The sequence below is a fragment of the Rhodococcus sp. NPDC056506 genome (assembly GCF_042794945.1).
Classification (GTDB): Bacteria; Actinomycetota; Actinomycetes; order Mycobacteriales; family Mycobacteriaceae; genus Rhodococcus_F.
Window position 1 is genome coordinate 1 of record NZ_JBHTSW010000065.1, and the last position, 19685, is coordinate 19685.

The window sequence follows — 19685 nt, forward strand, 5'->3', positions numbered from 1 at the left end:
GTGTTGGGGTGTGGGTCGCGGGTTGGGTTGGATGATGATTTCTTCGTGTTGGGTGGTAATTCGCTGAATGCGACCAGACTCATCAGCCGCATCAATCAACACGCCGGTAGCGCGTTACCGCTTCGCGCGTTGTTCGATCATCCATCCGTGGTGGAACTTGCTGCGGCACTCGATAATGCAGAGCGTGCCGATCGGCTCGCCCTCCTTGCGCACGCACGCCCAGAACCGATCCCGCTCTCGCTCGCGCAGAATCGGATGTGGTTCCTCAATCAATACGACGTCGCGTCTGCGGCCTACAACATTCCGTTGGCTATCCGACTCTCAGGTGCCGTCGACGTCCCTGCACTTCGTGGTGCGGTGGGCGACGTCCTGGCACGCCACGAGTCGCTGCGAACGATGTTCCCCGACAACGGCGACGGCCCCGTCCAGGTCATCCTGCCACCCGAAAACGTCGAGTTCGATCTGAGCCCGATCGATGTCGACCGAGGCAATCTCGACACGCACGTACTCGGCATCCTTTCCGAGGGCTTCGACGTCACAGCCTCGGTCCCGATTCGGGTGAAGCTGTTCCGCGTCGAAGAATTCGAGCATGTGCTCGTGATGTCGGTCCATCACATCAGTGCGGACGGTGTGTCCATGGCGCCGTTGGCTCGAGACGTGATGGTTGCCTACTCGGCGCGGCTCACCGGCCAGCCGCCCTTCTGGGCGCCGCTGGAGATCCAGTATGCCGACTTTGCGCTGTGGCAGCGGGCGCTCCTCGGTGACGAGGCGGACCCGAACAGCATCGCATCGACTCAAATCGACTACTGGAAAACAACTTTGGACGGGATCCCGGACGTACTGGAATTGCCGACCGATCGACCACGCCCGGCGGTGGCCACCCAGAACGGTGCGATGGTTCGCTTCGACATCGCGCCCGAAGTCATGGAACGCGTACGTGAGATCGCCGATCTCCATCACGCAAGTGTGTTCATGGTGATCCACGCGGTGTATGCGGCGCTGCTGGCGCGATTGTCGGCGAGCACCGACATCGTCGTCGGCACACCGGTGTCCGGACGAGGTGAGGCCGCTGTCGAGGATTTGATCGGAATGTTTGTCGGCACAGTCGTTCTGCGAACAGATGTCGACTCCGCACTGACGTTCTCGGCGTTGCTCGATCAGGTGCGTGACCGAGATCTGAGCGCATTCGGCCACGTCGATGTGCCCTTCGAGAGGCTTGTCGATGTACTGAAACCTGTTCGCTCACAAGCTCACACACCGCTGTTCCAAGTTGCGCTGGCCTACGAGTACGTCGAGGACGCTGTCTTCGAGCTTCCTGACCTTCGTGTGTCGGCTCTCGAATTCGACGTCACTCCAGCTCAATTCGATCTGGCGTTGACGCTGTTCGAGACTACGGAATCCGAAGGCTCAGACTCCGAGTCGGTAACGGTGAGTGGATCGTTGACCTACGCAACCGATCTGTTCGACCGGTCCACGGTTGCATTGTTTGCCGAGCGATTCGTCATGCTGCTCGAGCAACTAACCGAAGACCCTGCCAGAGTTCTCGGTCATGTCGACATTCTGAATCGTGACGAGCAGAACCTGCTGGTGCCGGTGCGAGGCCTGGCGGCGGCGCATCCGGCGACGCTTTCCGAGCTGATTTTTGCTGCGGTCTCGTCGAATCCGACGGGGATCGCCTTCCTGTGGAATGACCGCGCCGTCACCTATGCAGAAGCCGACGAACTCTCGACCCGTCTGGCTCACGTTCTCTTGGAACGAGAAGTCTCGCCGGAAACATTTGTGGCTCTCGCTCTTCCGCGATCACTCGAGTCTGTGCTCGCAGTCTGGGCAGTGGCCAAGACCGGTGCCGCGTATCTGCCGGTCGACCCGAGCTATCCGGCCGAGCGCATCGAGCACATCCTCGGAGACTCTCGGGCAAAGCTCGGTGTGACGATTGCCGAGCATCGTCGGTTCCTGCCCGACGACGTCGAATGGCTGATTCTCGAGGACATCGCCGAAGAACTGGCGGCAGCCCCGGTGAGCCCTCTCGACACACCCGCACGAATCGACAATCCGGCATACATGATCTACACCTCGGGTTCGACGGGGAAGCCGAAGGGAGTCGTAGTCACCCACGGTGGTCTCGCGAACCTTGCCGCTGAACGTCGTGAGCACTATCGCGTCGACTCGCACTCACGATTCCTGCACAACACCTCACCGAGCTTCGACATGTCGGTCGGAGAGATGATGTCGGCGCTCTCCGCGGCGGCGACTCTGGTCGTCACACCACCCTCCATTCTCGGCGGCGACGAGTTGTCGCGGTTCATGATCGACCGCGAGGTCACCCACGCACTGATCACCCCGGCGATGTTGACGTCGATGGAACCGGAAGGGCTCGAGGAGCTTCGCGTTCTCGGTGTCGGCGGTGAAGCGGTTTCCTCCGAACTGGTCAATCGTTGGCAGCCTGGTCGAACCATGCTCAACGGGTACGGACCAACCGAGGCCACCGACATCTCCACCGTCGGTGATCTTGTCGCGGGCAAGCCGGTCACGATCGGATCGCCGGTACGCGGTTTCGGCACGGTGATCCTCGACGCTCGACTGCTACCGGTGCCGATCGGGACACCGGGTGAGCTGTACGTGTCGGGGCCGGCTCTAGCCCGGGGATACCACGATCAGCCCGTGCTCACGGCGACCCGATTTGTTCCCAATCCGCATGGGCAGCCGGGGGATCGTATGTATCGAACGGGTGACATCGCAGCGTGGACACCCGAACTCACCATCGAGTATCGGGGCAGGACCGACAGTCAGGTCAAGATTCGTGGTCACCGCATCGAACTCGGTGAGATAGATGCGGCACTGCACGCCCACCCGGACGTCGATGTGGCCATGGCCCTCGGCAAGCGGACACCGTCCGGGGACACGGCGCTGGTGGCGTACGTCGTGCCGGCACCGGGAACTGCGCCGGAGGCGGGCCACGTCATCGCATTCGTATCCGAGTTCTTACCGCGTCACATGATCCCGAGTGCCGTCGTCTTCATCGACAAGGTGCCGACAACACCGACAGGGAAGGTCGACGAGAAGGCATTGCCGACTCCTGATTTTGCGTCGAAGATCGTGTATCGGGAACCGAGCACACTTTCGGAAATCGCTGTGGCCAGGGCCTTCTCTGAGGTTCTCGAAATCGCTGACATCGGCGCCGACGACAACTTTTTCGAACTCGGTGGCAACTCACTGTCGGCGATTCGGGTGGTGACAAAGCTGCGGGCTTCCCTCGCCCGCGAGATACCGCTGCAGTGGTTGATGACCGAGCCGACTCCGGCGTCGATTGCGATGCGTATCGATTCCCGACAAGACACTGCCGGTGCGCTGGACGTAGTCTTCCCGATTCGAACCACCGGTGAACGGCCGCCCATGTTCTTCGTCCATCCGATCATCGGCCTGGCCTGGAGTTACACCGGCTTGGCGCCGTATATCGATTCGGCAACTCCGATGTACGGAATCCAAACTCCGGCAGTTTCGTCCGGGGACCCGTTGCCGGAGTCCATCGAACTCACCGCTGCCAGGTATATCGAGGAGGTGCGGCGAATCCAGCCTGAAGGCCCCTACCACCTCGCCGGTTGGTCGCTGGGCGGAGTGATCGCACATTCGATGGCGGTGCAATTGCAGGCAGCGGGCGAGTCGGTCGATTCGTTGGTGATGCTGGACAGCTTCGCCCGTGCCACTGAAGACAGTCAAGACAGTGAAGACAGTGAAGACACTGAAGGCACTGAAGATTCGGACGCAGAAGACGTCTCGGATATGGGACTCGAGTTCGCGCAAGCCATGGGTGAACTGACTACCGAAAACGTCGGCAGGCTTGTCTTTGCGGCCCAGCACAACGACACGTTGATGAAGACCTATCAGCCGGGGATCTTCGATGGTGACGTGCTGTACTTCACTGCAGCGCTGGATGATCCGTGGCTGAACCGTGGAGCCGATTCATGGCGTGCGTACGTGAGCGGGGATATCGTGAATCATCCCGTCGAGTGCACTCACTGGGACATCACCTCACCCGCTGCGCTCGAGACTGTTGGTCCGTTGATCGCGCACAGCTTGGAGAGGATTCGCGGGATGTCCTGAGTCGCTCGGGCTTGCCGGCAGGGCACCGTCCGGCTCAGGAATGGGCGCTCTCCCAGGCGAAACCGTCGGGATCCGCGAAGGGTTCGGAAGCGCCGGAGATGGCGATCCGGTGCGATCCGGTGCCTTCCGGAGCGAGCCCGGCATCCTTCGCCAAGGCGCGCCGACCATACAGTGCCAGTGTGACATTGCCTGCTGCACTGGTGAATTCGACGTACTTGCGGCCGAAGCTCTTGGACACCTCGAGTCCGTGGTCGAGGTAGAACTGCTTGCTGGCCTTGACGTCTTCGGCGCCGAGCAGCAGCACGAGGTTGTCGATCGTGCGGGTGGCCGGCCCGTTGTTCTTCTTCGACGACGTGGCGATCTTCCAGATCGAACCGTCGGGAGCCTGAACAACTCCGCCGTATCCCCAGAGGGATTTCTTGACCGGCTTCAACTCGGTGGCACCGGCTGCGAGCGCTGCGTCGACGAATGCATCGACGATGTTCGGTTGGGAGACGACGAGCGAAACGGTATATCCACGAAACCCGGTTGTCGGTTCGTTGGATTCGCGTAGCTGGATTCGATCTCGGACGCCGAGAGCGTCGTGAAAGGCCTCGGCTGCCGCTAGGTCCGGGACGTCGAGGATCACGGACTGCGCGGTGGTCCTCTGGGCGCTCCCTGCCGATGTGTGGTTTGACGACGTGTGGCTGGAAGTGGACTTCTGTGGTGTGTTCATGTGTTTCAAGGTAATTGCGGGTCCTTGGCCGTGCTTCTCGATTCCTGATCGGTTTGGTGAGCCACCTTGCGGCATGCATCTCGGAAGCGGGCACTGTGCGGGCAATTTGTCGTGAATATCCTGTTCAGCGAATGTTTTCTCGATAGGCTGATGAGCGCTGATCGGACGTATCTCACGCCACCATGGAACGGGGAAACCAGTGATCGCACTGCGAGGAAAGTCGTTGGCCGCGGTAGTTGTGGTGTCCATGACGGTGGCGTTGGGTGCGTGTACCGCCGGTGAATCGGCGCCTGAGGTGGGCGCCAACTACGGCTCGGACGGTGCCCCTGTCGACTACCGGGAGCCGGTGAAACTGAGCAGTCGAGATGGTGTCCTCGAAGTGCGGTTGTCCGCTCATCAGGGAGTGATTCCGCTCGATACCGCGTCGGCGCCGGTGTCGAATTTCCTGCTGTTCGGGTACGAAGTCATTCGCGGTACGGCCTCGGACGGGTCGACCTCGGCGAGTGACGTCTATCCGGCGCCGACTCTCCGGGTCAACCCCGGGGAGCGGTTGATCATTCATTACGACAACGATCTGCAGGATCTCACTGTCGAGGACTTCTACGATCCGGCGTTCACTCCGGCGGGCGGGGATGTGCCGATCTATCCGCCGGCGCTGTCGTCGGCTCCGCTGAATCTGCACACGCACGGAGTTCACGTGAGTCCGGACGGTAATGCCGACAACGTGTTGCTCAACATCCCCGCCGGCCAGGGAAATGTTTACGACTACGCGATTCCGGGGACGATGCCGAACGGTCTGTACTGGTATCACAGTCACCGGCACACCCTCACTGCGCAGCAGACGTACATGGGTCTGGCCGGACTACTGGAAATCGGCCGGCCGGACGGAAATTTGCCTGTCGTGACGGCGAACGACGTTCCGATCCGCGATATGGCACTGCAGTACAACTTCGTATTCGACCGCAAGGGGAAGGGCCGGCAGCTCAACGACGCGAACTGGCCCCAATTCGTCAGTACCTTGACGCCGCCCACCGGAACGGAATTAGCCGACGGTACCTACCGTCCGAGCTTGGCGCCCGTGAATTTCTCGGAAACCACGGAGGGAGCACAGTATTTCACCAACTGGTACAGCGGACCGCTGTCGCCGGCCAATCATCGTGGACAGAATCAATTCGTACCAGGCAACCTCCAGAGCTTCGCCGGTGAATCGACGAGAGTCCCGGCTGATCCCTCCCTGCCCGACAACCAACGCGACGTGCAGTACACCGTGAACGGTCAATTTCAGCCGTCCCTGAGATTGAAGCCGGGTCAGACCGAGATCTGGGTTCTCGCCAACATCAGCGACTTCGCCTACATGCCGGTCACGTTGACGGAAACCGCAACCGGCGCTCATCCGAAGTTTGCGATCGTGGGCCAGGACGGAAATCCGTTCGACGAGGTCAGGCCACCCGTGGACGGGGACGGAACCAGGCTGGTGATTCCGCCGGCCTCGCGATACGCGATTGCCGTGACGATGCCGGAGGCCGGCGATCTGGTGCTGGAGATGCCACCGCTCGAAGGTGCAAAGCCGGTGAGCAATCCAGGCATTCTGTACACAAACAACGGCACCGACAATCCGCCGGCCGAACTCGGAACCGTCACTGTCGACCCGTCGGTGATCAGCTACGCGGACGGATTCTTCACGTTCCCGACTCAGCAGTTGATCCGTGCGACACCAGATGAGGGGGAAGGAAAGACGACTCCATTCGACTTCGGACAAAAACTGGACACCTACACCTCCTTCGTGGATACAGCAGCGATGACGCCCGACGTGACCCGCAACCTCACAGTCTCGGGCGGATTCGGAAACGAGAAGGCCAGCAACAGTGATCCGAAGGCCTTCACCTACGAGTTCGCCGACAACACGTTCCCCAACATTCCGCTGATTCAACCGCGTTTGAATTCCGTTGAGGAATGGAAGATCACGAACCTCAACAACGACGAACATCCGATGCATATTCACGTCAACGACTTCCAGGTGACGGAAGTCGTGGATCCCGTCGCAGGTACCACGACGGGCGTTCAGCCCTGGGGAATCGACAACGTGAACGTGCCGGCGCCGGTGACGGACGAGAACGAGAACGCGCTGGAACCAGCATCGGTGATGTTGCGGACGAAGTTCACCGAGTACACCGGAACCTTTGTCATCCATTGCCACCGACTCAATCACGAGGACAACGGATTGATGGCGACTGTCAACGTGATTCCAGAGGTGTCGACATACGCAGTGGCCGTGCCCGGTTCGGCCGGAGTTCCCGCCAAAGTTCAGATATTCGATGCCAACGGCGACAAGCTGATCTCCACCGTCACTCCCTTCCCGTCGTTCGAAGGCACGCCGAGCGTTGCGATGGCCGACGTGAACGGAGACATGGTGCTTGATCTTGTGGCTGGAACAGGTGCAGGCTCGGCTCCGGAAGTGTTGGCGTACAACGCAGTCGGAGGCGTGCCGTTCACCGACGAGTTGGCAAGATTTGCACCTTTCGATTCGGGGTTCCGTGGTGGAGTGAACGTAGGCGGCGTCGACATCGACGGAAATGCTCTGGCGGACAACATCATCGTTGCGTCAGGCCCAGGAATGGAGTCGCAGGTCAAGATCTACTCCACCGACCTTCCGGCGGACAAGAAGTCCGCGCCGGCAGAATTCGGCTCCTTCTCTCCGTATCCGGGTTCGAGTAGCGGCGTCACTTTTGCAACCGGGATGGTCGACAGTCACTCCGGTCGGGCGAGCATCGTGACCGCGCCGGGTGCCGGCGACGAGCCTTTGGTCAAGACGTTCCGCTACGACCTGTACGAGCCGACGGCAGCTGCGCAGGGCGACTCCGATGAACACGCAGGTCATGCGGATGGTCCGGTGACGACATCACAGTTCTTGGCCTTCGATCAGGGCTATCGCGACGGGGTGTCGCTCTCGACGGGATGGGTGGCCGGCGCTGAGGGCGGAGCCAAATCGATCGTGGCTGGCATGCTCGGAGGGGAGGGTTCAGTCCGTGTCTTCTCGAGTGGATCCAGGCTCGAGGGCGCGCCCGAGATGTACCTCGAGAGCCCTGACCATCATTCGGCGGACGTAGCGTTTCGGGAAGTCGCAGCCTTCGATCCGTTCGCCGGTCCAGGGTCGGGCGTCGAAGTAGCGACGACGAGCACGACGACCGGCGCGGATCTCCTTGTGAGTGGTAGCAACGGAACGGGTGCCGAAGTTCGGAAACTCACGCTGGGTCGCGCCGATCCGTCCGCGACTACATTGACACCGACGCTTGTGGGAACGCTCCCGCCCTATCCTGTCGGTGGGGGAGCCTTGCCGCTCGGTGGTCGATGATCGCGTTTGCTTCAGTTTCGAAAGTAGTTCGATTTCAACAGGTCTCGAGTTGTGAGCGTTTCTGAAGTTGTCCGTTACGTCTCTGGTCATCGAAAGTATGTTCGATTAAACTTTGGGCATGGACAGTCGGGAAGCGTGGCAGCTGGATGGCGAGGGCCTCAAGAGTGAGGTTCTGGATCTGGTGCGCGTCCGGCATGAGTTGCAGTCGCGGATGGTGTTGTTGATCGTGGAGATGTTTTCCCGGGAGACTGTGGTCGGGAAGGGTTTTCGGGCGATCGCGCAGTGGTTGCACGGGTCGACGAATTTGGAGATCGGTGAGTGCAGTCTGTTGGTCAGTCTGGCGCGGTTGCTGTTGCTCGAACCTGTTGTCGCCGATGCTTTTCACCGTGGTGACGTGGATGCGTTGAAGGCCCGTCAGGTGGCGTCGTTTTGTCAGCATCCACCCAAGAACATGATCCCGGCGGACGTCGACAAGGCCCGCAGGATCCTGCTTGACCTGGCGTCGAAGAACATTGCCGATTGTGATGCGGTGCGGGCGGCGATCCGGCGGATCGAGAAGCAGTACGGCAAACGCGAGGACGGTGTCCCGGTCGGGGAGGATTCGGAGCGCAACGAGTTCTACGCCTCGAAAGGCCTGTACGGCAGAGTAACTGTGAAGGGTGATCTGGATGCGGTCAACGGGGCCCGTCTGATCACGTTGCTGTCGAGCCTGTCGGCGCCGACGCCGGAGAAGGACGGCGTCAAGGACACCCGCACTCCGGCACTACGGCGGGCGGATGGGTTTTGTGAACTTCTGCGGCGGTATGAGCGGGCGGGGTTGGGTCCGATCGAAGGCGGAGTGAAACCGCACATCACTGTGACTGCGTCGGCGAAGGACATGACCGACCTCAAAGCCTTGAAGGATCTACTGCCGTCGACTCAGGAACTGGGTTTCGCGTGGACGGATTGGGTGGGTCCGATCAGTATCGATACTGCCCGGATGTTGGCGTGCGACTGCACCGTGACGCGGATTTTGTTGGATGAGAATGGTGTTCCGCTCGAGTGCGGTAAGGAAGCGAGAACGGCGACGGTGCCGCAAAGGCGGGCGTTGGCGGTGCGTGATGGAGGGTGCGCGTTTCCGGGGTGCGGGACACCGTCGGGGTGGTGCGATGCCCATCATATTGTTCACTGGAACGATGGTGGCCCAACAGATCTCGAGAATCTGATCTTGTTGTGTGGCCATCATCATCGGACACTGCACCACACCGAATGGCGGGTGGAGATCGGGCCGGATCGCAAATCGGTGTTCTATCCGCCGATGTCCATTGATCCGTATCAGCGGCCGATCGGCGGGAACAGTCCACCGACAGCGGCATGAACCGACATAACTGAAAAGGCCAGCGCGCGTACCGGGGAAGAATCATTCCCTGGTGCACACGCTGGCCTTTTCGTGTTCCGTCGAGTTCAAGGCAGCGACCAGAACTGAGTAGTCACGAGGTAGAAGACGACAACCCAGAACAAGGTCACAGCGGCAACGATTGCCACTCCTTGCGCGTTGGTTTTCGCCACAGGAATCCCCGGAGGCGGTCGCAGCCAACGGCGCAGGAGTCGATTCACGTAGTACGGCATCGTGAAGAAACTCATGATGAAACTCGACAACAGATTGCCGATCAACAATCCCAGCCAGAGCGGCAACTTCAGCGGCGACAGGGCCAGGGTAAGGAGCACGACCGTCGGGTAGAGGCCGACCCAGACGGCGATCGAGGTTTTTGTCTCCGAAGGTGGCGGGGCCTCGTTTCCGTTCTCGTCGAAAGCAAACCAACTGCCGAACGAATTGTCGACGGTCCGGAGTTCGAAGTCGTGGAACTTGCGGCCCTCGGCGAGGAGTTGTTGTCGTTCAGGGGAAGTCAGCCACGTGTCGAGATGGGCGGCGTTGTCGAAGCGATAGAGCAGCGTCCATTCATCCTGCACACCGTCGACGGGGCGAAACAGCTCGGTGCCGCGAAATCCGTCGAAAGCGCTCTCCACTTCGCGAAGACGGTCCTGCCAGGCGAGGAACTCGTCGATGCTGTCGTCACCGACTCGGTGCGTCACCACGACGGTCAGCAACGGGTCCGGAGGTTTGATCCCGCCGCTCACGACCTGCTGCGTGGCCGGGCCGTCGAAGTACTGACGACCGTTCTCCAGGTGGTCCTGCCTCGTCGCGCTGTTGATCCACGCTTGAACATGTGCGATGGAGTCGAAGCGGTACACGATCACCCAATCAGGTTGGGTAGGCGTCGGAGCCGCAATTTCTGCTCCGAGGAAGCCCGCGTAATCTGCGGCTGCTCGGTTGAGATCTTTCTGCCAGACCTCGAACTCTTTCTCCAGTCCGGCGCGCACTCGCTGGCCGATGATTACTGTTGCCGCGCTGTCTGCCGAGGTGTTCGCGGTCATCGGTTCAGGCCCGTGTAGATGCGCTCGGGGGTGAGCGGTAGCGACCGGAATCGCGACCCGGTGGCATCCTGCAGTGCGTTCGCCAGCGCAGGGGCGACCGGATTGATGCAGCACTCTGCCATTCCCTTGGAGCGGAGCGGACCAACGGAGTCGGACGAATCGACGAGGATCACCTCGGTGCGAGGGACGTCTGCATAGGTCGGTATCCGGTAGTTACGCAGGTTCGGGTTCATCATCGCGCCATGCGCGTCTACGTGGAAGTTCTCGGTCAAGGCGAAGCCGATGCCTTGGGCAACGCCACCTTCGATCTGTCCCCGCACCTGTGCCGGATTGATGATCACCCCAGCGTCGGTGGCTTGGACGCTGTAGAGAATGCGAATCTCACCGGTGATGCGGTGGACGGCAATCCTGAAGCCATGGGTATTGGACACCACGCTGCGCGGAGACCCGTAGGCCTTCCGAGCCTCGGTGAATCGGATCCCGCGCGGGCGTGCTGCCTCGAGTAACTCTTGCAGTGTCACCCGAGTGCTACCGCAGACGATCTTGTCGTCGTCCATCGAGCATTGGTCTAACGCGACGCCGGTGTGGTGCGCCGCGAAGGCCAGTAGCCGGTCACGTAGTGCGTTCGACGCGCGAAGGACGGCGTTGCCGGCAACAAACAGCCCGGCGCTGGCGAAAGCGCCTGTGTCGAAACCGGTTCGGTCGGTGTCCGACTGAATGATTCGCACACGCGACGGTGTGGTGCCCAGCTGATGTGCGGCGATCTGCACATGGGCGGTAGAGGTTCCCTCGCCGAATTCGACTGTGCCGATGGCAAGTTCGTACACACAGTCCTCGCCGAGAGTGAGCCAGGCCTCGGAAATGTGCTCGGTGGGAGGTGCTGTCTCATGTAGAGAACTTGCGGTACCGGTCCCGATAAGCCAATCGTCTCCGAGGGATGGGACCGGATGGCGGTTCAATGCGGCGTCGATCAGATCGATGCATTGCCCCAGTCCGTCTTCGGTGAAGATCACGTCGTCGGGGCCGTCCTCGAGTGCGACCAGCGAATCGCCCGGTCGCACGATATTGCGTCGACGCAGCTCTAGCGGGTCCATGTCCAGTGCGACGGCCAGCTCTGTCATCGCCGATTCGACGGCGAAAGCGGGCTGAGTCATCCCGTATCCGCGCAACGCACCACTCGGAACATTGTTCGTGTACACGGAATACGCATCGAATTTCTTGTTCGCACAGCGGTAGAGCGAGACTGCCGCGCCGCCGGCAAAGAGTGTCTCTCCGCCGTGGTTTCCGTACGCACCGGTGTTCGAGATGTTTCGGTACCGAAAGGCTGTGAGGGTGCCGTCCGACTTGGCACCAAGTTTGATTGTCAGCTTCATCGGATGACGTGGTGACGCGGTGGTGAACTCTTCTTCGCGGGTGAATTCCAGGCAGACGGGACGGCCGGTGTCCAGGGTGGCGAGCGCCACCAGATCTTCGCTGATCACTTCTTGTTTTCCGCCGAACCCGCCGCCCACGCGCTTGCAGAACACTCGTAGTTGATCCGGGCGGAGGTCGAAGAGGTGGGCAAGTTTGACCTTGGCGATCGAGGGAGACTGCGAACTTGTGCGAACGTGGAGGCGGCCATTTTCCATCCACGAGATCGATCCGTGCGTCTCGAGGTGTGCGTGCTGAACCCGCGGTGAGAAGTAGGTGCCTTCGTGGATGACGTCGGCCTCCGCGAAACCGGCGTCGACATCGCCGACGTGGCCGTGAATTTCGAGCAGGATGTTGCGTTCGGGATCTCTGACAAAGGGATCGTCGGACCCGTGCAGGGCCGGAGCGCCGTCGGCCATGGCCTCTTCCGGATCGAACACAGCAGGCAGGATCTCGTACTCGACTTTCACCTTCCGGCGGCCTTCTTCCGCGGCGACGACGGAGTCGGCGAGTACGGCGACGACACGCTGGCCCACGAAACGTACGACGTTGTCGAGGATGTACGTGTCGTCCGGGTCTACAAGGTGGTCGGTATGAATTGCCGTGGTGAAGAGCTTGCGCGGCACGTCTTTCCAGGTGTAAACGCGATGCACGCCAGGGACAGCGAGAGCGTCGGTGGTGTCGATGGAGGTAATGCGTGCATGGGCGTGAGGCGAGTGCAGCACTTTCAGGTGCAGCATGCCGTCGATTTCGGTGTCCATCGTGTACTCGGCGCGTCCGGTTACCACCTCGGTCGCCGCCGGCGCGCCTACGCTTGTTCCGACTGCTTGACCGGGGAGGGCAACCTCGATTGCGCTGACACCGCTGACAGCGTCTTCGATGGATCGGTAACCGGTGCAGCGGCACAGGTTTCCCTTGAGCGCTCGCGGCAAGTCTTCTTTCTGCTCGTCGGTGAGTGCCGCCGAGGTCATGATCATCCCAGCGGTGCAGAACCCACACTGAAAACCGGGTGCGTCTCGGAACTGTTGCTGAATCGGATGGAGATCTTCGGGCGTGCCTAGTCCCTCGATCGTGGTCACGTCGTGACCGTCGGCGCGAAACGCGGGCGTGATGCAACTGTGGATCGGTGCGCCGTCGAGCCACACCGTGCAGGCCCCACAATCACCTCCGTCGCACCCCTTCTTCACTCCGTGGTGTCCCAGTTGCCGAAGGAATGTGCGCAGACACTGACCGGGGAACGGTTCCTCGTCGAACTTTCGTTCGTTCACCGTGTAGCTCATGACAGGCTCCCCGTCAGTTCGATTCGCAGCTCGTCGGCGTAGTGACGAGCGAGGTGAAGGCGGTGGTCGGGGGTTCCGTTGGGATCGTCGAACCAGCTCTCGGCGGGGATGGAGTCGACAGCTCGTCGCAGAGATTCTTCGTCTGGCATCGCGTCGAACGTCAGCCGGATCGGATGCGTTGTGCCCGCAGTGATGGTCAGGTGAAAGTCGTCCGTGCCAGGAGTCTGCACCGCGATCATGAAGATCGTCGATCGCCCGAGATGAGTGAGACTGAATCGGCGGTGGGCGTGCCGTTTGGTGAGTGCGTGCACCGGGAACTCGATGCTCCGAAGAACTTCGCCCGGCTCCAGGACGTTCTGGTTGTCGCCGGTCACGAAGTCGCAAGCGTCGACGGTTCTGACACCCCCGTCGGTAGCCCACAGTGTGAACGTGGCCTCGAGTGCTACCGCCAGCGTGATCATCGGTCCGGCGGGAAGTGACATACAGATGTTGCCGCCGACGGTGGCCGCATTCCACACCTTGAACGAGGAGAGGAAGTATTCGCAACTGACGCGAATAAGTGGACTTGCACGCCAATTGTCCGGTGGTACAAACGCATACAATTCGGCAACTGTGCACGTAGCTCCGACACTGAAGTGAGTCGCGCCGACGTCCAGTGGTGTCCAACCGAGTGCGGTGAGGTCGACGAGTCGACGTGTGTCGGGTTGTTCGGCGGAGAACAGCCAGGTTCCACCGGCAAGCCAGGCGTCGCCTGGACGCCACACTTCCCCTGGGCGATCCGGTGGTCGGCGTATCACGTCGGTAATGGTGGTGATGTCCATGCGCCTGCTCCCCTCGGGGGACGTGTCGTCCAGAAGTGGGACATTACCGAGGTGACGGGACACATTCACACTTTTAGTGCATATCGGGCACGTGAAACATGAGTGAAACGTATGCGACATCGGCCGGTGGATCGCTGCTTGTGCTGGCCGATTCTGGGTACGACTGCTTGAGAGGCGCGATCAGCCTCTTGCTCTCGCGCTGTTGATTCGGACGCGGCTACGCACTCGGCGGCCGCGGCGACCGTGCGGGGCGGGACACTGTGAAACCCTTCGAGGTCAAACGGACTGACACTTCTGATGAGACGCGCTTTCCGCTCTCGGCCGCGCAACGGGCAACCTGGTTCGCACAACAGCTCGATCCTGAGGTCCCGATTTTGATTGCGCATTACGTCGAGTTGCGCGGCGAATTGGACGTCGAGTTGTTGGATCGGGAAACGCGAGCGGTTGCACACGAGTTCCAATCTCCCTTGCTGAAAGTGATCGAGGTCGACGGTCAACCGATGCAGTACGTGGATGCGACTGCCGAAATCTCGGTCGGTTTTGTCGACTTCCGCGGGACCGAGGATCCGTTCGAGACTGCGCTCGAATGGATGCGCCGAGATTGCCGGACGCAAATCGACCTGGCAGTCGACGAAATCGTCGAGACGGCTGTGCTGTGTGTGGGTGACCTGCACTACCTGTGGTACAGCCGCATTCATCACGCAGCGCTCGACGGTTTCGGTGCCATGACCACGATGAACCGTATCGCGCACCGGTACTCGGCCGCGGTGGCGAGGAAGGACCCGAAACCTGCTCGTGCCGCGCCGCTGCGCACGCTGTACGACATCGACGTGCGATACAGAACGTCGGATCGATTCCTTGCCGACCGTGAGTACTGGGCCGGGCGGAACGCGGCCGTCGCCGGATCAACCACCCTGGCGGACGACTCTGGGCCCGCACAGCCCGAGAGCGCACTCGAGAGTGCTCTCCTCTCACGCCTCGGCGGTATCCGACTCGACGAATCCGAGAACCAAGCTGCAACAGTCATCGCTGCACTCGCGCTGTACCTCTCGCGGTTGACCGCGAAAGAGACTGTCCATATCCATGTTCCGATGTCCGGGCGGACAACGGCGCTGTTACGCAACTCGGGCGGAATGATGGTCAGCGTCGCACCGTTGGTGATCGCGACGTCCGGGGTCGATACCGTTGGGGAACTCGTCGCGCAGGTCCAGCGTGAGCTCATGGGTGCATTGCGACATCAGCGCTGCAGCCTCGACGACATCCGTCGGGACGCAGGCGTGAAGAGCGTTGTGGAGGAAGAAGACTCGTTTGCCGGCCCCATGGTCAACGTCATGCTGTTCCGCCAGGAGGTTCGACTGGGCGAGATGGTGGGTGAGTACCACATAGTCACGTCCGGTCCAGTGGAGGATCTGCTGGTCAACGTGTACCCGAGTGGTGACAGGCTGCGTGTCGATTTTCGGGCGAACCCGAACCGGTACGAGGTCGCGGGTTTACGCGATCACCACCGGAATTTCCTCGAGTTACTGGAAGAGTTGATCGCGGCCGATCCCGGTGCCGAACTCTCGGCAGTACACGGCCTGACTGCGCGCGAGGGTGTGCGACGACGCCGCGAAGCTCGGCAACTCGCGTATTGGAGACATCAGCTCGCCGGGGCACCTGAACTGCTGCAACTTCCGTCCGATCGACCCAGGCCGGCAGCGCAATCGCTGCAGAGCGGACAGGTCGACGTTCGGGTCGGCGCCGACACTCACACTCGGATCACCGCCATGGCGAGTGATCTCGTGACAGACACACGTGCGGTCTTACACGCAGGCTTTGCGCTCCTGGTGAGCCGGTTGTCCGGAGCTTCGGAGGTGGTGATCGGTGCGCCGACGGGATTCGGCGCGCTCCTGGTGGCCGTCCGCAATCGCATCGATCTGGAGATGCCGTTCACGACGCTCCTGCACAGCGTCTCCGAAGCTCGCAGTAATGCGCTGCTGCACAGTGAGATCCGGCTCGAGCAGGTGGCGCGGGCGCTCGGCGTGGAAGATGTGCCCGCGTATGCACCGATCGTTCAGGTGACGTTCGAGTGCATCGGCAGCACCGACGAGCGACCTCGTGACGTTGGCCGTTTCGACCTCGGCGTATGTGCGGTGGAAACTTTCGACGCGGAGGGTGCACCGTCCGGAATAACGGTGGCGCTCGAGTTCGCTACCGATCTGTTCGAGCCCGAAACGGTACGTGGTTTTGGTTTACGGTTCGCGCATATCCTGGAATCCCTCACCACGGGTCCGTCAGTCGTGATCGGCGACATCGACATCCTGTCGGAGGACGAACGATCCGCGACACGGCCTGACCGCAGTGGCCGTCGCACTTCGCATCGCACCCTCGCCGAGTTGTTCGACGGTGCGGCGCGGCAACATCCCGACCGCGTAGCTCTCTCGTATCTCGGTGACGAGTTGTCGTATCGAGAAGTCGACGAGGATTCCAGTCGGATGGCCCGAATGTTGATTGCCCGCGGAATCGGTCCGGAAAACCTTGTGGCGCTGGGGTTGACGCGCTCGATCGAATCAGTTGTCGCCATGTTGGCGGTGGCGAAGACGGGTGCGGCATTCGTGCCCGTGGATCCGACTTATCCGTCTGAACGTGTTCGTTACATGCTGACCGATTCCGGCGCCACGCTGGGACTGACGGTCGTCTCGGAACTCCACCGGTTACCGGATTCGGTTCCGTGGATGGCGATGGATGACCCTGAGTTCCGTACCCACTGCGCACAGTTGTCCGGGCGTCCCGTCTCCGACATCGATCGGGTGTACTCACTCCGGCCCGACAATCCGGCGTACGTGATCTACACCTCGGGTTCGACCGGATTCCCCAAGGGAGTGATTGTCTCCCATCGTGGTCTGGAAGATCTTGCCGGCGAGCAGCGTTCGAGGTTCGGTGCGACCCAGAATTCCCGAACGCTGCACTTCTCGACGCCGAGTTTCGACGCCTCCATCTTCGAATATCTGCTGGCCTTCGGTGCCGGAGCGACCATGGTGATCGCCCCGAGCACCATCCTCGGTGGGGACGAGCTGTCCCGATTCCTCGGCTCCGAGCAGATCACGCACGGCTTTGTCACGACCGCGGCGCTCGGAACAGTGTCACCCGATGGTCTTTCGGACTTCGACAATGTCGTGTTCGGTGGAGAGGCGTGCCCACCGGAACTCGTACAGCGGTGGGCTCCGGGACGGAGACTGTGCAACGCCTACGGCCCGACCGAGGCCACTGTGATGTCGAACATCAGCGAACCGTTGGCGTCGTCGGAGACAATCACCGTGGGCGGACCGCTCCGTGGATTCCACGAGATCGTGCTCGATCCGCGATTGCGTCCCGTTCCCGACGGTGTTGTGGGGGAGCTGTACATCTCGGGTGAGGCGCTCGCGCGTGGCTATCACCGAAAGCGCGCCTTGACGGCAGAACGATTCGTGGCCAACCCTTTCGGCCCCACCGGGCAGCGGATGTACCGAACGGGGGACTTGGTTCGCGTCCGGCGCGGCCGTGCACTCGAGTATGTCGGTCGTAGCGACTTCCAGGTGAAGGTTCGTGGATTCCGGATCGAGCTCGGGGAAATCGACACCGTCCTACAGTCGTGCTCGCAGGTCGAGAATGCAGTTGCGGTGGCGAGTGAAGCTCCCTCCGGCGCTACGATGATCGTCGCGTACGTCGTGCCTGTCGGCCGGAGTGCGCTGTCGACAGCCGAGTTGACGCAGTACGTCGCGGACCGCATGCCGTCGTACATGGTGCCCGCAGCGTTTGTTCTTCTCGACGAGTTGCCGATCAGTCCGTCGGGAAAGATTGATCGTGGGGCATTGCCTGCGCCGCAGTTGATCGGTCGATCGGACGAGTTCAGGCCACCTGTGAGCACCGACGAGAACCTGCTGGCCGAGCTCTTTGCTGACGTCCTGGGTGTTGCGAAGGTCGGTATCGGTGACAACTTCTTCGATCTTGGTGGGAACTCGTTGGTTGCGACGAGGTTGATCGCGCGTGTCAACTCCGGTGCAGCAGTCGATTTCGGGGTGCGAGCATTGTTCGAGGCACCGACAGTCGAATCGCTGGCGGTGAAAGTGCGTGATGCGAAGGCATCCGGCCTCGATCATTCTCGATCGAGGCGTCCTCTCTTGCAGAGACATTCGCGTCCGGACACAGTGCCGGTGTCCCTGGCGCAACAACGCCTGTGGTTTGTCAACCAGTTCGACACGTCATCCCCGGCCTACAACATTCCCATGGCGGTTCGACTCTCAGGAGCATTGGATGCCGCTGCGCTGCGGGGCGCAGTGGGAGATGTCGTCGATCGTCATGAATCGCTTCGAACCGTCTACCCCGCCTCGGTGGACGGCCCACTGCAGGTCGTAGTTCCCCCGGAGCGCGTGATGTCGCAGATGGCGTGGGACGAGGAAGCAGCGGACGAGGAAGAACTGGACGAGCGGATTGCCGAACTCGCTCGACAAGGATTCGACGTGAGTGTGGAGGTGCCCCTTCGCGGCACTCTCTTTCGGATCGCTCCGGACGAACGTGTGCTCGTACTGGTTGTTCACCATATTTCGGCGGACGGAGCGTCCCTCGAGCCGCTCGCCCGTGACCTGGCCCGCGCCTACGAAGCGAGAGCAGCGAATCAGATACCGGGCTGGCCCCCGTTGCCCGTCCAGTACGCCGACTACAGCCAATGGCAGGTCGCGTTACTCGGAAGTGACGCCGATCCGGACACTCTCGCGTCGAAGCAGTTGGACTATTGGACGTCGACCCTGTCCGGTCTGACTGACGTGATCGACCTTCCGCTGGATCGACCGAGACCGGCCGAACGGTCCATGCGCGGTGAAGCGGTCCGGTTCTCGGTGCCCGCGGACGTGCACAGTGACCTTCTCGATCTCGCGCGGCACGTCAACGCAACTCCCTTCATGGTGCTGCACGCGGTGTTGGCGGTGCTGTTGGCGCGACTGAGCGACTCGGCCGACATAGCAATCGGCACTCCGGTGGGAGGGCGCGCTGAGCAAGCGCTCGACGATCTGGTCGGGATGTTCGTCAACACGGTGGTCCTGCGAACCGCCATTGATACTGCCGCGACTTTCGAGGACATTCTTGCCCGGACTCGCGAAGTGGATCTGGCAGCGTTCGGGCATACCGAGGTGCCGTTCGAGAGCGTTGTCGACGCGATTGCGCCGCAGCGTTCGACGTCGCATTCACCCCTCTTCCAAGTTCTGTTGGAGTTTCAGAACATCGCCCACCCCCATCTCGAACTGCCAGGACTCGTTGTCGATGCGATCCCGGTGGATATCGGTGTCGCAAAGTTCGACTTGCAGTTGGCGCTCTCCGAACGGCGCGGTCAGGACGGCATTCCCGCCGGCTTCGATGCAGCCTTCACCTATGCCTCGGACATCTTCGAGGCCGGCACGGTCACGGAGTTCGGGGAGCGGTTCGTCCGCCTACTGAGGTCGGTCGTGGCGAATCCTATTGTGCCGGTTGGTGATGCGGAGATCCTTGTTGCGGGTGAGCGTGGGTTGGTGGTGGGTGGTTGGGATGGTGTGGGGGTGGTGGTGGGGGGTTTGACGTTGGTGGATGTGTTGGATGGTCGG

8 protein-coding genes are annotated in these 19685 nt (G+C 61.3%); 4 read left to right on the forward strand and 4 right to left on the reverse strand.

Annotation, left to right across the window (positions count from 1 at the left end; translation table 11 throughout):
- Nucleotides 1-4101 (forward strand): amino acid adenylation domain-containing protein, encoded by a 4101-nt coding sequence (locus ACFQ6H_RS28585; protein ID WP_378650213.1) that lies wholly within the window; start codon nucleotides 1-3, stop codon nucleotides 4099-4101.
- Between the two features lie 34 nt (nucleotides 4102-4135).
- On the opposite strand, the gene ACFQ6H_RS28590 is transcribed toward ACFQ6H_RS28585, so the two are convergent.
- Nucleotides 4136-4816, reverse strand: coding sequence for a glyoxalase (locus tag ACFQ6H_RS28590; RefSeq protein WP_378650215.1), 681 nt, complete (start codon nucleotides 4814-4816; stop codon nucleotides 4136-4138).
- Nucleotides 4817-5063: 247 nt separating this feature from the next.
- Between ACFQ6H_RS28590 and ACFQ6H_RS28595 the strand changes: the two genes are divergently transcribed.
- Both ACFQ6H_RS28595 and ACFQ6H_RS28600 read left to right on the forward strand, forming a co-directional pair.
- Nucleotides 5064-8168 (forward strand): multicopper oxidase family protein, encoded by a 3105-nt coding sequence (locus tag ACFQ6H_RS28595; RefSeq protein ID WP_378650225.1) that lies wholly within the window; start codon nucleotides 5064-5066, stop codon nucleotides 8166-8168.
- Nucleotides 8169-8286: 118 nt separating this feature from the next.
- Nucleotides 8287-9525: a DUF222 domain-containing protein gene (locus ACFQ6H_RS28600; RefSeq protein WP_378650217.1), complete on the forward strand. Its 1239-nt coding sequence runs from the start codon at nucleotides 8287-8289 to the stop codon at nucleotides 9523-9525.
- A gap of 86 nt (nucleotides 9526-9611) precedes the next feature.
- Here ACFQ6H_RS28600 and ACFQ6H_RS28605 read toward each other — a convergent pair whose 3' ends face one another.
- Genes ACFQ6H_RS28605 through ACFQ6H_RS28615 form a run of 3 tightly spaced genes read right to left on the reverse strand, consistent with a single transcriptional unit; the run spans nucleotide 9612 to nucleotide 14094 of the window.
- The gene (locus tag ACFQ6H_RS28605; RefSeq protein WP_378538651.1) at nucleotides 9612-10583 is read right to left on the reverse strand and encodes an antibiotic biosynthesis monooxygenase; all 972 of its coding nucleotides are present in this window, start codon (nucleotides 10581-10583) and stop codon (nucleotides 9612-9614) included.
- Nucleotides 10580-13273, reverse strand: coding sequence for a molybdopterin-dependent oxidoreductase (locus ACFQ6H_RS28610; protein ID WP_378650219.1), 2694 nt, complete (start codon nucleotides 13271-13273; stop codon nucleotides 10580-10582). Before ACFQ6H_RS28610 ends, ACFQ6H_RS28605 begins: the two co-directional genes overlap by 4 nt.
- Nucleotides 13270-14094 (reverse strand): FAD binding domain-containing protein, encoded by an 825-nt coding sequence (locus ACFQ6H_RS28615; RefSeq protein ID WP_378650221.1) that lies wholly within the window; start codon nucleotides 14092-14094, stop codon nucleotides 13270-13272. The genes ACFQ6H_RS28610 and ACFQ6H_RS28615 overlap by 4 nt, the downstream gene beginning before the upstream one ends.
- A 260-nt stretch (nucleotides 14095-14354) precedes the next feature.
- On the opposite strand from ACFQ6H_RS28615, the gene ACFQ6H_RS28620 reads away from it, so the two are divergent.
- Nucleotides 14355-19685: amino acid adenylation domain-containing protein (locus ACFQ6H_RS28620; protein WP_378650223.1), on the forward strand; the 5331-nt coding region annotated here is incomplete at its 3' end.

What these genes read in the sequence shown, in the direction of transcription:
- ACFQ6H_RS28605 (WP_378538651.1), bottom strand. Translation starts at nt 10,583, where the DNA reads ATGACCGCGAACACCTCGGCAGACAGCGCGGCAACAGTAATCATCGGC.
- ACFQ6H_RS28615 (WP_378650221.1), bottom strand. Translation starts at nt 14,094, where the DNA reads ATGGACATCACCACCATTACCGACGTGATACGCCGACCACCGGATCGC.
- ACFQ6H_RS28610 (WP_378650219.1), bottom strand. Translation starts at nt 13,273, where the DNA reads ATGAGCTACACGGTGAACGAACGAAAGTTCGACGAGGAACCGTTCCCC.
- ACFQ6H_RS28600 (WP_378650217.1), top strand. Translation starts at nt 8,287, where the DNA reads ATGGACAGTCGGGAAGCGTGGCAGCTGGATGGCGAGGGCCTCAAGAGT.
- ACFQ6H_RS28590 (WP_378650215.1), bottom strand. Translation starts at nt 4,816, where the DNA reads ATGAACACACCACAGAAGTCCACTTCCAGCCACACGTCGTCAAACCAC.
- ACFQ6H_RS28595 (WP_378650225.1), top strand. Translation starts at nt 5,064, where the DNA reads ATGACGGTGGCGTTGGGTGCGTGTACCGCCGGTGAATCGGCGCCTGAG.